This window comes from Burkholderia sp. USMB20, from assembly GCF_000949135.2.
GTDB lineage: Bacteria > Pseudomonadota > Gammaproteobacteria > Burkholderiales > Burkholderiaceae > Burkholderia.
Genome location: NZ_JTAN02000010.1, coordinates 353,741 through 366,625 on the forward strand (window position 1 = coordinate 353,741; position 12,885 = coordinate 366,625).

Genomic DNA, 12,885 nt, shown 5'->3' on the forward strand with positions numbered 1-12,885 from the left:
TGACCGGCCGGCGGCTTCCGGCTGCGGGCCGCCGGTCTCGAATCCCTGAAGGAGGAATGACCCATGAACGGTATTGACGTCAATCTCGATGCGGACCTGCAGGCGCTCGGCAAGCGCCATCTGCTGATGCACTTCACGCACGCCGATGCGTATCGCGACCACGCGCTGACGGTGTTCGACCGCGGCGAAGGCTGCTGGCTCGTCGATCGCAACGGCAAGCGCTACTTCGACGGGCTCGCCGGGCTGTACTGCGTGCAGGTCGGCTACAGCCACGGCGCGGAGATCGGCGACGCGATCCGCGAGCAGATGGTGCGGCTGCCGTTCGCGACCAACTGGGGCTACGGCCACGAACCGGCGATCCGCCTCGCGCACAAGCTCGCGGCGCTCGCGCCGGACGGCCTGAATCGCGTGTTCTTCACGTCGAGCGGCTCGGAGTCGAACGAATCGGCGATCAAGCTGGTGCGCCAGTATCACCAGGCGCGCGGCGAGCCGCAGCGGCGCAAGTTCATCGCGCGGCGCGTCGCGTATCACGGCACGTCGTTCGGCGCGCTCGCGCTGAACGGGATGACCAACTTTCGCAAGCATTTCGAGCCGCTGATGGCGGGCGTGCGGCACGTGAGCAATACGAAGCGCTACGGGCGACCGGAAGGCGAGACGGAGGCGCAGTTCACGCGCCATCTGCTCGACGAGATCGAAGCGCTGATCGTCCAGGAAGGGCCGGACACCGTCGCTGCGCTCGTCGTCGAGCCGCTGCAGAACGCGGGCGGCAGCCTGACGCCGCCGGCCGGTTATGCGCAGGGGCTGCGCGCGCTGTGCGACCGGCACGGCGTGCTGCTCGTGGCCGACGAAGTGATCTGCGGGTTCGGCCGGCTCGGCGAATATTTCGGGTCGACGCGTTACGGGCTGAAGCCGGACCTCATCACGTTCGCGAAGGGGATCGCGTCGGGCTACGTGCCGCTCGGAGGCGTGATCGCGAGCGACACGGTGGTCGACACGGTGCTCGCCGGCCCGCAGCAGATGTTCCTGCACGGCGCGACCTACGGCGGCCATCCGGTCGCGTGCACGGCAGCGCTCGCGAACCTCGCGATCATGGAGCGCGAAGGCGTGCTCGCGAACGTCCGCGCCAACGAAGCGGTGTTCCGCGAGACGCTCGACGGCCTGCTCGAGCTGCCGTGTGTCGGCGACGTGCGCGGCGACGGCTACCACTACTCGCTCGAACTCGTGACCGACAAGGCCACGCGCCGCTGGGCGGCCGGCATCAGCGCGCAGACGTTCGTGTCGACGCTGCTCGCGCCCGCGATCTTCGAAGCCGGGCTGTTGTGCCGCGCGGGCGTCGATCACGAAGGCACGCCGATCGTGCAGTTCTCGCCGCCGCTCGTGATGTCGCGCGACGAGATCGTGTGGTTCGTCGCCAAGATCCGCGACATTCTCGCCGACACTTATGTGCGTGCGACGCGCTGAGCGCGGCAGCACCGTTCGTCATTCCAGGAGCCTTCGATGCGAACCTCACAACAGAGCTATATCGCCGGACAGTGGTGCGATCCGGCCGATGCGCGCGCGATCGACGTGATCGATCCGGCCACCGCGAAGCCGTATGCGCGGCTCGCGATCGGCGGGCCGGCCGACGTCGACCGCGCGGTCGGCGCGGCGAAGCGGGCATTCGACGCGTATTCGCGCTGGACGGTCGACGCGCGCGTCGCGCTGCTGCAGCGCGTGCTCGAGATCTACCGGCGCCGCTACGACGAAGTCGCGCGCACGATCAGCCAGGAGATGGGCGCGCCGATCGCGTTCGCGCGCGCGATGCAGGCCGCGGTCGGCACCGCGCATCTCGAACAGACGATCCGCGCGCTGCAGTCGTTCCGGTTCAGCACGCAGACCGATGCGCTGCTGGTGTCGCACGAGCCGATCGGCGTGTGCGCGCTGATCACGCCGTGGAACTGGCCGATCAACCAGATCGTCTGCAAGGTCGCGCCGGCGCTCGCGGCGGGCTGCACGATGGTGCTCAAGCCGAGCGAGATCGCGCCGTTCAGCGCGATCCTGTTCGCGGAGATCCTGCACGAAGCCGGCGTGCCGCCGGGCGTGTTCAACCTCGTGCACGGCTACGGGCATGAGGTCGGCGATGCGCTGTCGCGGCATCCGGACGTCGACATGGTGTCGTTTACGGGCTCGACGCGTGCCGGTGTCGAAGTCGCGAAGGCCGCGGCCGATACCGTGAAGCGCGTGCACCAGGAACTCGGCAGCAAGAGTCCGAACCTGATCCTGCCCGATGCCGACATCGAAGACGCCGTCACGCGCGGCGCGCGCAGCTGCTTCAGCAACAGCGGGCAGTCGTGCAACGCGCCGACGCGGATGTTCGTGCACGTCGATCAGCTGGCCGCGGCCGAGGCGGCGGCGCGCGATGAGGCTGCGCGCACCGTCGTCGGCGATCCGCGTTCGCTGGAAACGGGCATCGGGCCGGTCGTCAGCCGCACGCAGTTCGACCACATCCAGCAGCTGATCCGGCGCGGCATCGACGAGGGCGCGACGCTCGTCGCGGGCGGGCCCGGCCGTCCGGACGGGCTCGGCGACGGCTTCTACGTGAAGCCGACGGTGTTCTCGAATGTCACGCCGGACATGACGATCGCGCGCGAGGAGATCTTCGGGCCGGTGCTGTCGATCCTGACCTACCGGACCGAGGATGAAGCCGTGGCGCTCGCGAACGATTCGGTCTACGGGCTCGCGGCCTACGTGCAGACGAAGGATCTCGAGCGCGCCCGCCGCATCGCGGCGCGCTTGCGCGTGGGCAACGTGCACATCAACTATCCGGCGTGGAACCCGGCCGCGCCGTTCGGCGGCTACAAGCGTTCGGGCAACGGACGCGAGTATGCGGAGTTCGGCCTCGTCGAATATCTGGAGACGAAAGGCACGACGGGGTACGCGTGAGCGGCGGTGGCCGACCGTCGCCGGACGGTCGGCTTTTGCCGCGAGCCGGCTTCGCGTGTGCCGACAGTCAGTTATCCTCGCCATCCGCCGCGGCCGCGTCGGCGCCCGGAACGGGCGCGGCGGCCCGCCTGCGGATTTCGGAGTCGAGGATCAAGCGCCCGCGCAGCTTCCCTTTCATCCGTTTCACGTGCTTGGGCGCCTCGGTCATGTGCTCGACCATCAGCGCACGTACGCGCTCGGCATCGCGCGCTCGCGCGGCCAGCAGGATCTCCTTGTGGATCGACACGTTCGCTTCGCCGAAGCGCTTGTGCTCCGCGAGCGGCGTATCGTTCCTGAACTCGATCAGCTGCCGGATCATCTCGTTGATCAGCTCGCAGCTGAAGCGCAGGAAGGGGTTCGGGTTCGCGGCCGCGAGGATGTCGTGGAACGTCGTGTCCTCCTGCCGCTGGCGCAGCATGTGGCCGCGGTCGTGCACGCCCGACGCGCCGTCGCAGCACGCGATGTTCGCCTCCAGCGCCGCGAAGTCGCGCTCGGTCAGGTGCGGCACGGCGCCCGCCGCCAGCTCGGGTTCGAGGAGCTTGCGCACCGTGTAGATGTCGTCGATCGTCACGTCCTTGAAGAACAGGTAGTTCTGCAGAAGTTGCAGCGTGCGGTCGAGCGGCACCTCGACGACCATCCCGCCGCCCGACGGCCCCGTCGTGACCTTGATGAGCCCCTGCACCTCGAGCGACTTCAGCGCCTCGCGGATCGTGCTCTTGCTCACCGCGTACAGCTGCTGCAGTTCCGCCTCGCGCGGCAGGCGGTCGCCCGGTTTCAGATCCTTCTCGGTGATCAGCCGCTTGATTTCCTCGGCGACGAGGTCGGCCCGCTTCGGCTGCTTGATTTCGACCGCGAGGCCCGCCCTGGCTCGGTCCATGACCATCTTCAAGACTCCTTTGTCTGACTGCGCGCCACATCGTCGTCGACGATCCGTTCGGGCGCGGGGTACGGAATTTTGCCTGATTGACACCAATTTTGATCAACTCTAGCATCAGGTTCATTCTATTTATCATGATAAATAGGATCAACCGGCAACGCGCATCCTGCAGGGCGTGGATACGGTTTGGGTTTGGCAGTCGGTCGCATCGTGTGTCCCCCTTTATCAGGAGCGTCAACTTGAATCGCCGAGAACTGTTGAAACTGGCCGCGCTGTCGGCCGTGCCGGGTGCGCTCGGCAGCATGTCGTCCCGTGCCGCGTTCGCGCAGGGTTCGACCATCCAGCTTGCCTGCCCGGTGCCGATGTCGGGGCCGTTCGCCGCCAATGGCAAGTACGCCGATCTCGGCATGCAGCTCGCCGTCAGGCAATACGGCAAGGTGCTCGGTGCGCCGCTCGCGTATACGGCACTCGACACCGAGGGCAAGCCCGCGACCGCCGTGCGGCGCGTGCAGGAGATCGCGCAGCAGAAGGGGGCCCGCTTTTTTGCGGGCGGCATCCTGTCGTCCGAATCGCTGGCGATGGGCAAGGAAGTCCAGAAGGCGGGCGGCGTGTTCATCACGACGGCGGGCGCGGACGAACTGACCGGCAAGGACTGCAACGATGCGACGTTCCGCTGGTCGGTGCCGACTTACGGCGCGATCGAGCAGACGGTGCGGCCGTTGCTCCAGATGCTGCCGAAAGCGAAGCGCTGGTACACGATCACGCCGCAATACGTGTTCGGCGAGGGCCTGCTGTCTGCCGCGAAGGCGATCTTCAAGGAGAAGGGCATCGAGCATGTCGGCAACAGCTACCACTCGCTCGCCGAGAAGGAGTTCAGCGGCTACCTGACGAACGCGGCGGCCGCGCAACCGGACGTACTGCTGATCCTGAACTTCGGCTCGCAATCGTCGGACACGCTGCGCCAGGCCGTCAGCTTCGGGATGAAGCGCAACTGCACGATCCTGCTTGCGTGGGCGTCGGGCCTCGAGCAGTTCGAGGCGCTCGGCCCCGACATCTGCGACGGCGTGTATTTCGGCGCGCAGTACTGGCACGGCATCGATTCGCCGCTGAATCGCGACTTCGTGAAGCGGGCGAACGCCGCGTTCAAGGCGAACCCGAACTACAGCCTCGCGGGTTCGTACATCTGCTCGAAGATCCTGCTCGACGCGATGGTGAAGGCCGGCAGTGCCGATCCGAAGAAGGTCGTCGCGGCGATGGAAGGCATGAAGTACGACGGTCTCACGGGCCCGGAGGAAATCCGCAAGGGCGACCACCAGGTGCTGAAGAACTACTACCTGTTGAAGGGCAAGCCGAAGAGCCGGATGAAGAACGCGGACGACTACGCGGATATCGTCAGCTCGGGTCAATCGTTCCTGTCCGTCGACAAGACGGGGTGCAAGCTCGCGTAACGCGATGCTCGCGTTCGCGGCCGTCGCGCGCCGCGGACGTCCGTTTCACTCCTTTCCGGTACGGAAGCCATGAACGTCTATCTGCTGCAGATCGTCAACGGCATCGGCGTGGGCATGCTGTATTTCCTGCTCGCCGTCGGCCTGTCGATCGTGTTCGGCCTGCTGCGCTTCGTGAACTTCGCTCACGGTGCGTTCTATCTGCTCGGTGCGTACCTCTGCTACCAGGCGCTGCAATGGTCGGCAAACTTCTGGGTTGCGCTCGCGGTCGTGCCGCTCGTCGTCGGCGCGTTCGCGTGGATCGTCGAGAAGCTCGTGCTGCGTCACGTGTATGCGCAACAGCATGAATTCCACATCCTCGCGACCGTCGGGCTCGCGCTCGTGCTGCAGGAGTGCGCGATCCTCGCGTGGGGCCCGCTCGGCGACAACGTGCCGCCGCCCGACGCGCTGAACGGCGTCGTGATCTGGGGCGGCTTCGTCTACCCGAAATACCGGCTGTTCGTGATCGCGTTCACGGCCTTGCTTGCCGGACTGCTGTGGTGGGTGCTCGAAGGCACGCGGCTCGGTAGTACGGTGCGCGCGGGCAGCGAATCGACGGAGATGGTGTCGCTGCTCGGTATCAACGTGACGCGCGTGTTCAGCCTCGTATTCGCACTCGGCGCGGCCACCGCCGCGCTCGCCGGCGTGCTCGCGGCACCGATCCGCGGCGTCGATCCGTTCATGGGCATCGAGGCGCTCGGCGTCGCGTTCGTGGTGGTCGTCGTCGGCGGGATGGGGAATTTTCTCGGGGCGCTCGTCGGTGGGCTGCTGGTCGGCATCGTGCAAAGCCTGATGAGCACGCTGTGGCCGGAAGGCGCGCGCTTGATGATCTACGTCGCGATGGCGGCCGTGCTGCTGCTGCGTCCGAACGGATTGCTGGGGAGGGCTGCATGATCGAATCGTCGAAACCGCTGCCGCCCGCGGCGGCAGCCTCGCCGCGCGCGCGGCCGTGGCACGGCGCGCTGCGGCGGCCGGAGGGCTGGCTCGCGGTGGCCGTCGCGTGCGTGCTGCCGCTGGCGCTGAGCTCGGGCTCGCTCGCGACCGAAGTGCTGGTGTTCGCGCTCGCCGCGCTCGGTTGCAATCTGCTGCTCGGCTATACGGGGCTGCTATCGTTCGGGCAGGGCATCTTCTTCGGGCTCGGCAGTTACGCGGCGGGGCTGGTCCTGACGCACGGCATCCGGTCGATGACGGTTGCGCTCGTCGCGGCCGCCGTGCTCGGTGCCGCCGCGGCCGCGCTCGTCGGCTGGTTCTCGATCCGGCAGCGCGGCACTTACTTCGTGATGCTGACGCTCGCGTTCGGGCAGCTGTTCTACTTCCTCGCGTATACGACGCCGGATGTGACGGGTGGCGACAACGGGCTGCTCGACATCCCGCGCCCCGCGCTCGCCGCATTCGGGCATCCGCTCGTCTCGCTCGATTCGCCGTGGCGCTACTACGGCTTCGTCGCGGTGCTGTTCGTCGCGGTGTTCTGGCTGCTGTTGCGCGTATCGCGCTCGGTGTTCGGCCGGACGCTGCTCGCGATTCGCGACAACGAGGCACGCGCGGCGGCGGCCGGCTACGACGTGCAGCGCTTCAAGCTCGCGGCGTTCGTGATCTCGGGCGCGGTCACGGGCCTCGCGGGGGCGCTGCACGCGCTGATGACGGGCATCGCGCCGCTGTCGAACATCGACTATCACACGAGCGAGATGATCCTCGTGATGACGGTGATCGGCGGCACGGGCAACCTGTTCGCGTCGGTGCTCGGCGCGGCATTCTACGTGCTGTTCGCGGATTGGCTGTCGACGCTGTGGCCGCGCTGGCTGCTGTTGCTCGGCCTCGTGCTGATCGCGGTCAGCCTGTTCATGCAGCGCGGATTGTGGGGACTCGGCGAACGCGTCGCGGCATCGCTGCGGCGCGCCGATCGCACTGAGGCTACGGCCAGGGAGCGGCAATGAGCGAAGCGATTCTCGAAGCGCGCGGCATCGTCAAGCGCTACGGCAAGTTCACGGCGCTGGGCGGCGTCGATCTGCGGATCATGCCGCGCACCGTGCATTCGGTGATCGGCCCGAACGGTGCCGGCAAGACGACGCTGTTCCATACGCTGACCGGCACACTGCCGATCACGTCGGGCTCGATCCTGTTCGATGGTCACGACGTGTCGCGCGAACCCGATCACAAGCGCGTGCGGCGCGGCATCGCACGTTCGTTCCAGGTGACGAGCCTGTTTCCGAACCTGAGCGTGCGCGAGAACCTGCGCGTCGCCGCGCAGGGCGTCGAATCGCGGCGCGCGTTGAATCCGTGGACACCGCCGCGCGGCGCACTCGCGCATGGCGGCATCGTCGACGAGGTGCTCGAGCGGCTCGGCCTGCAGCGCTTCGCCGACACGGCGGCCGGCGTGCTGTCGCACGGCCAGCAGCGTCGGCTCGAGGTCGGGATGGCGCTGGCGGCGCGGCCGCGCGCGATCTTCCTCGACGAGCCGACGTCGGGCATGGGCATCGACGACCTCGACGACATGAAGGCGCTGATCCGCGGCCTGCGCGACGACTACACGGTCGTGCTGATCGAACACAACATGGGAATCGTGATGGACATCTCGGACACGATCACGGTGATGCAGCAGGGGCGCGTGCTGGTCGAAGGCAAGCCCGATGCGATTCGCGGCGACGCGCGCGTACGCAGCGCGTATCTCGGCAACATGATCACCGGAGGCCGCGCATGATGCTCGACGTGAAGGAGGTTCACGCCTGCTACGGCAAGAGCCACGTGCTGCAGGGCATTTCGCTGAACGTGAACGAAGGCGAGACGGTGACGCTGCTCGGCCGCAACGGCGCGGGCAAATCGACCACGCTCAAGGCGATCGCGGGTGTCGTTGCGCCGACCGGCGGGACGGTGACGTTCGCCGGTCGGCCGGTGTCCGGGCAGCCCGCGCACCGGATTGCCGCGTGCGGTCTGTGCTTCGTGCCCGAGCATCGCGGCATCTTCCGGCTGCTGTCGGTCGAGGAAAACCTGCGGCTCGGCGCACGCCGCGATTCGCCGTGGCAGCTCGACGACATCTACCGGATCTTCCCGCGCCTGAAGGAGCGGCGCCGCAACGGCGGCGCGCAGTTGTCGGGCGGCGAGCAGCAGATGCTCGCGATCGGCCGCGCGCTGATGAACCACCCGCGGCTCTTGATGCTCGACGAGCCGGTCGAAGGGCTCGCACCGGTGATCGTCGAGGAGATCGTCGCGCAGCTGAAGCAGATCAAGGCGGCCGGCGTCGCGATCCTGCTCGTCGAACAGAACCTCGAAGTGTGCACGCAGCTTGCGGACCGCCACTTCGTGATCGAACAGGGCGTGATCGTCTACGAAGGCAGCAACGCGGCGTTCGCGGCCGATCACGAGGTGAAGGACCGTTACCTGGGTGTCGGCGTCGCGTAAGCGCCGGGCCCGTTCATTGCGAGGAATTCCACCGATGCAAGTTCTGGATTCGACACAGGGCGCCACGGCGTCCGGCCTGCGCGTCGACGGCGCGCGGCTGTGGGACAGCCTGATGCGTCTCGCGCGAATCGGCGCGACCGACAAGGGAGGCGTGTGCCGCCTCGCGCTCACCGAACTCGATCGCGAGGCGCGCGACCTGTTCGTCGCGTGGGCGAAGGAAATCGGCTGCACGGTACGCATCGATGCGATCGGCAACATCTTCGCGCGACGTGCGGGCGAACGCGACGACCTGCCGCCCGTGACGACGGGCAGCCATATCGACACGCAGCCGACCGGCGGCAAGTTCGACGGCAACTACGGCGTGCTCGCCGGCCTCGAAGTGCTGCGCACGCTCGACGACGCGGGCGTGCGTACGCGTGCGCCGCTCGAGGTCGCCGTGTGGACCAACGAGGAAGGCTCGCGCTTCGTGCCCGTGATGATGGGCTCCGGCGTGTTCTCGGGTGCGTTCACCCTCGACCACGCGCTCGCGCAACGCGATCGCGACGGCACATCGGTGGGCGATGCGCTGGCCGCGATCGGCTATGCGGGCGACGCGAATGGCGCGCATCCGGTCGGCGCGTATTTCGAAGCGCATATCGAGCAGGGGCCGGTGCTGGAGGCACACGACACGACGATCGGCGTGGTCGAGGGCGCGCTCGGGCAGCGCTGGTACGACGTGACCGTACACGGGATGGAGGCGCATGCGGGACCCACGCCGATGGAACTGCGGCGCGACGCGCTGCTGGTCGCGGCCGATCTCGTGCGCGCGGTGAACGGCATCGCGCGTGCGCACCCGCCGCACGGGCGCGGCACGGTCGGCTGGGTCGACGTCCATCCGAATTCGCGCAACGTGATTCCGGGCCGCGTGACGCTGACCGTCGACTTGCGCGCGGCCGACGATGCGACGCTGGCGGCGATGGATGCGGAACTGCGCGCGGCCTGCGCCGATCTGGGTGCGGTGGCCGACATGCGGATCGACGTCGAGCAGGTCGTGTATTTCGCTCCGCAGCCGTTCGACGCGGCACTCGTCGAGCGGGTGCGCGCGGGCGCCGGTGCGCTCGGGCTGTCGTCGATGAACGTGATCAGTGGCGCGGGTCACGACGCGGTGTATCTCGCACGCGTCGCGCCCACCGCGATGATCTTCGTGCCGTGCAAGGACGGGATCAGCCACAACGAAATCGAGGACGCCGATCCCGCCCACCTCGAAGCGGGCTGCAACGTGCTGCTGCATGCGATGCTCGGCGCGGCGGACGTGGCGGAGGGCGCCACGCGATGAAGATCCTGATCGCCCGGATGAACCACGAAACCAATACGTTCTCGCCGGTGCCGACGCCGCTCGCCGCGTTCGGCCGCAACGGCCCCGACTGGGGCGACGACGCGTATCGCGCGAATCACGGGATGCGCACCGCGATGGCGGCGTTCATCGACGCAGCCGCGCGCGAGGGCGCGGAGATCGTCACGCCGGTGTCGGCCGCTGCGAATCCGAGCGGGCCGGTCGCAGCCGATGCGTACGCAACGATCTGCGACGCGATCGTCGCGGCCGCGCCCGGCTGCGACGCGGTGATGCTCGACCTGCACGGCGCGATGGTCGCCGAGCAGAGCGCGGACGGCGAGGGCGACCTGCTCGCGCGCGTGCGCGCCGCGCTGCCCGATGCGCCGATCGCGGTCGCGCTCGACCTGCACGCGAACGTCACGCAGAAGATGATCGATCACGCGGACGTGATCGTCAGCTTCAAGACCTATCCGCACGTCGACATGTACGAAACCGGCGAGCACGCGGCGCGTGTGCTGCTCGACCGGCTGCACGGCCGCGCACGGCCCGTGCTCGCGTGGCGGCAGCCGCCGCTGATGACGTCGACGCTGCGCAGCGCGAGCGCCGAAGGCGCGATGCGGCGCGCGGTGGAGGCCGCGCGCGCGGCCGAAGCAGACGGGATGCTGGCTGTATCGGTGCTGCCCGGCTTCTCGCTCGCTGACATTCCCGCGCCGTGCATCAGCATCGTCGTGGTCGCCGACGGCGACCGCGCGGCGGCCGACGCGGTGGCCGAACGCATCGCCCGGCAGATCTGGGACGCACGCGACGCGTTCGTCTACCGCAGCGCGCCGCTCGCGGAATCGGTCGCGCAGGCCGCGGCGCTGGCGCGCGGTGCGGACCGTCCGGTGCTGATGCTCGATCACGGCGACAACTGCATGTCGGGCGGCCCGTGCGACACGATGGACCTGCTGGAGGAGGCGCTCGCGCAGGGGCTCGACGGGATCGTCAGCGGGCCGCTGTGCGACCCGGATGCAGTCGCGGCGCTGATCGGCGCGGGCGTCGGCGCGACCGTGACCGTGCTGGTCGGCAACCGGATGCCGTCGCACGGCGGCGCGCGGCGCGCGCCGTTTCGGGCGACGGGCATCGTGCGCGCGATCACCGACGGCGAATACGTGATTACCGGGCCGACGTATACGGGCCAGCGCGCATACATGGGCCGCGCGGCGGTGCTCGATATCGGCGACGCGACGCTGGTCGTCACCGAGCGCACGCAGGAGCCGTGGGATCTCGGCGTGTTCGAGAGCGTCGGCATCGATCCGCGCCGCGCGCGATTCCTGCTGCTGAAGTCGCGGATGTACTGCCGGCCGGTGTTCGTGCCGATCGCGGCCGCGCTCGTCGAGTGCGACAGCCGCGGCGTGACTGGATCGGACTACGGGCTGTTCCGCTACGAGCGGCTCGCGCGACCCGTGTATCCGCTCGACGACGTCGATCGGTGGGACAGCGCGGACGTGCGCACGACCTGAGCGGCGGGCGCGAGACGCCGGTTTCGCGCGCTTTCGTGCATCATGCGGTGGCATCGACCCGTCGAGCAGCAGGGTCGTGCCAGTCCTTGCGTCCGCAACCGATCCGGAGAACCGACCGCCATGCATTCGAATCGCTTTCGCCTTCGTCGCGCCCGCCTGCTCGCCGCGCTGACGCTCGCTACCACCACCGTCACCGCGCACGCGGCCGACTGGATCGTGTCCGGCAACGACGGCAAGTATCAGCGCGTCGAAGGGCGCGACACCTATCTCGCGTCGCCGCCCGCCGACACGCTGACGCTGCTCGACGCGAGCGTGTTTCCGCCGAAGGTCGCGCTGCAGGTCGACGTCGAGAACGGCATCCAGGGCCCGCCGCAGGCCGTCGCGATCGCACCCGACGCGAAGCTCGCGCTGGTCGGCGCGCCGACGCGCTACGACCAGACCGCGAAACAGCTCGTGTTCGACACGTTTGCGCAGGTCGTGAACCTCGCTGCGTCGCCGCCGGCGATCACGCGCATCGAACTCGGCACGCACCCGCAGGGGATCGCGATCGATCGGTCGGGCCGGCTCGCGCTGGCGGCGAACGTCGACGGCAGCGTGTCGATCCTGCGGATCGACGGAACGCAGGTGACGCTCGACGGCAACCTGAAGATCGGCAAGAAGCGGCTCGCCGGGATCAGTTTCACGCACGACGGCAAGCATGCGCTCGTGTCGCTGCGCGACGAGCAGGGCATCGCGGTGCTGAACGTCGACGACGGCAAGGTGACCGACAGCGGCACGCGGCTGAGCACGGGCGTCGCGCCCTACACGATCGACGTGTCGAGCGACAATCGCTGGGCCGTCGTCAGCAACGTCGGGCTCGCGGGGCTGCCGGGCTATACGGGCACGCTCGCGGGCGATGCCGATTCGGTCGCGCTGATCGACGTGTCGCGCACGCCGTTCCGCACGGTCCAGTACCTGACGGTGCCGTCGCTGCCGGAAGGCGTCGCGATCTCGCCGGACGGAAAGTGGATCGCCGTGCAGGCGATGGACGGCTCGAACCTGACGCCCGACAACCCGGGTCGCCACAAGCTCGGCAAGGTGGTGCTGTTCGAGATCCGCAACGGCCGTGCGGTGCAGACGAGTGAAGTGCCGGGCGGCGAAGCCGCGCAGGGCATCGTGTTTACCGCCGACAGCCGGCACGTGATCGTGCAGTTCAACGTCGAGCGGCAGCTCGCGCTGTATGCGGTGGACGGCGGCAAACTGCGCGATACGGGCAAGCGCATCGCGCTGTCGGGCGGGCCGTCGTCGCTGCGGACGTTGCCGCGGTGATGGGTTGAAGCGTTCGACGGGCTGGCCGACGCGTGCGTCGCGCCG

General features: G+C 68.5%; 11 protein-coding genes. 10 read left to right on the forward strand and 1 reads right to left on the reverse strand.

Annotated features, from left to right (window positions below; translation table 11 throughout):
- The first annotated feature begins 63 nt into the window (after positions 1–63).
- Together PL79_RS12840 and PL79_RS12845 are read left to right on the forward strand one after the other, a co-directional pair.
- Positions 64–1,461 (forward strand): aspartate aminotransferase family protein, encoded by a 1,398-nt coding sequence (locus tag PL79_RS12840; RefSeq protein ID WP_044849289.1) that lies wholly within the window; start codon positions 64–66, stop codon positions 1,459–1,461.
- A 36-nt stretch (positions 1,462–1,497) separates the two neighbouring features.
- The gene (locus PL79_RS12845) at positions 1,498–2,922 is read left to right on the forward strand and encodes an aldehyde dehydrogenase family protein (protein ID WP_135801045.1); all 1,425 of its coding nucleotides are present in this window, start codon (positions 1,498–1,500) and stop codon (positions 2,920–2,922) included.
- A 67-nt stretch (positions 2,923–2,989) separates the two neighbouring features.
- Here PL79_RS12845 and PL79_RS12850 read toward each other — a convergent pair whose 3' ends face one another.
- Entirely contained in the window at positions 2,990–3,844 is an 855-nt protein-coding gene (locus tag PL79_RS12850; protein WP_044847177.1) for a FadR/GntR family transcriptional regulator, read from the reverse strand.
- A 233-nt stretch (positions 3,845–4,077) separates the two neighbouring features.
- Here PL79_RS12850 and PL79_RS12855 point away from each other — a divergent pair, with 233 nt between their 5' ends.
- The 8 genes from PL79_RS12855 (at position 4,078) to PL79_RS12890 (ending at position 12,840) form a co-directional block, all read left to right on the forward strand.
- The gene (locus PL79_RS12855; protein WP_044847062.1) at positions 4,078–5,286 is read left to right on the forward strand and encodes an ABC transporter substrate-binding protein; all 1,209 of its coding nucleotides are present in this window, start codon (positions 4,078–4,080) and stop codon (positions 5,284–5,286) included.
- Positions 5,287–5,355: 69 nt separating this feature from the next.
- The gene (locus tag PL79_RS12860) at positions 5,356–6,216 is read left to right on the forward strand and encodes a branched-chain amino acid ABC transporter permease (protein ID WP_044847063.1); all 861 of its coding nucleotides are present in this window, start codon (positions 5,356–5,358) and stop codon (positions 6,214–6,216) included.
- Entirely contained in the window at positions 6,213–7,256 is a 1,044-nt protein-coding gene (locus tag PL79_RS12865) for a branched-chain amino acid ABC transporter permease (protein WP_044847064.1), read from the forward strand. The genes PL79_RS12860 and PL79_RS12865 overlap by 4 nt, the downstream gene beginning before the upstream one ends.
- Positions 7,253–8,020 (forward strand): ABC transporter ATP-binding protein, encoded by a 768-nt coding sequence (locus PL79_RS12870; RefSeq protein ID WP_044847065.1) that lies wholly within the window; start codon positions 7,253–7,255, stop codon positions 8,018–8,020. The genes PL79_RS12865 and PL79_RS12870 overlap by 4 nt, the downstream gene beginning before the upstream one ends.
- The gene (locus PL79_RS12875; protein ID WP_044847066.1) at positions 8,017–8,718 is read left to right on the forward strand and encodes an ABC transporter ATP-binding protein; all 702 of its coding nucleotides are present in this window, start codon (positions 8,017–8,019) and stop codon (positions 8,716–8,718) included. Before PL79_RS12870 ends, PL79_RS12875 begins: the two co-directional genes overlap by 4 nt.
- 34 nt (positions 8,719–8,752) lie before the next feature.
- Positions 8,753–10,033 carry a Zn-dependent hydrolase gene (locus PL79_RS12880; RefSeq protein WP_044847067.1) on the forward strand — a complete coding sequence of 427 codons (1,281 nt, stop codon included), beginning with the start codon at positions 8,753–8,755 and terminating at the stop codon, positions 10,031–10,033.
- Positions 10,030–11,532 carry a M81 family metallopeptidase gene (locus PL79_RS12885; RefSeq protein WP_044847068.1) on the forward strand — a complete coding sequence of 501 codons (1,503 nt, stop codon included), beginning with the start codon at positions 10,030–10,032 and terminating at the stop codon, positions 11,530–11,532. Before PL79_RS12880 ends, PL79_RS12885 begins: the two co-directional genes overlap by 4 nt.
- A gap of 120 nt (positions 11,533–11,652) precedes the next feature.
- Complete coding sequence (locus PL79_RS12890) at positions 11,653–12,840, forward strand: beta-propeller fold lactonase family protein (protein WP_044847069.1); 1,188 nt, start codon at positions 11,653–11,655, stop codon at positions 12,838–12,840.
- The last annotated feature ends 45 nt before the right edge of the window (positions 12,841–12,885 follow it).

Coding starts and splice junctions, on each gene's coding strand:
- PL79_RS12840 (WP_044849289.1), top strand. CDS start 64: ATGAACGGTATTGACGTCAATCTCGATGCGGACCTGCAGGCGCTCGGC.
- PL79_RS12845 (WP_135801045.1), top strand. CDS start 1,498: ATGCGAACCTCACAACAGAGCTATATCGCCGGACAGTGGTGCGATCCG.
- PL79_RS12850 (WP_044847177.1), bottom strand. CDS start 3,844: ATGGTCATGGACCGAGCCAGGGCGGGCCTCGCGGTCGAAATCAAGCAG.
- PL79_RS12860 (WP_044847063.1), top strand. CDS start 5,356: ATGAACGTCTATCTGCTGCAGATCGTCAACGGCATCGGCGTGGGCATG.
- PL79_RS12865 (WP_044847064.1), top strand. CDS start 6,213: ATGATCGAATCGTCGAAACCGCTGCCGCCCGCGGCGGCAGCCTCGCCG.
- PL79_RS12870 (WP_044847065.1), top strand. CDS start 7,253: ATGAGCGAAGCGATTCTCGAAGCGCGCGGCATCGTCAAGCGCTACGGC.
- PL79_RS12875 (WP_044847066.1), top strand. CDS start 8,017: ATGATGCTCGACGTGAAGGAGGTTCACGCCTGCTACGGCAAGAGCCAC.
- PL79_RS12880 (WP_044847067.1), top strand. CDS start 8,753: ATGCAAGTTCTGGATTCGACACAGGGCGCCACGGCGTCCGGCCTGCGC.
- PL79_RS12885 (WP_044847068.1), top strand. CDS start 10,030: ATGAAGATCCTGATCGCCCGGATGAACCACGAAACCAATACGTTCTCG.
- PL79_RS12890 (WP_044847069.1), top strand. CDS start 11,653: ATGCATTCGAATCGCTTTCGCCTTCGTCGCGCCCGCCTGCTCGCCGCG.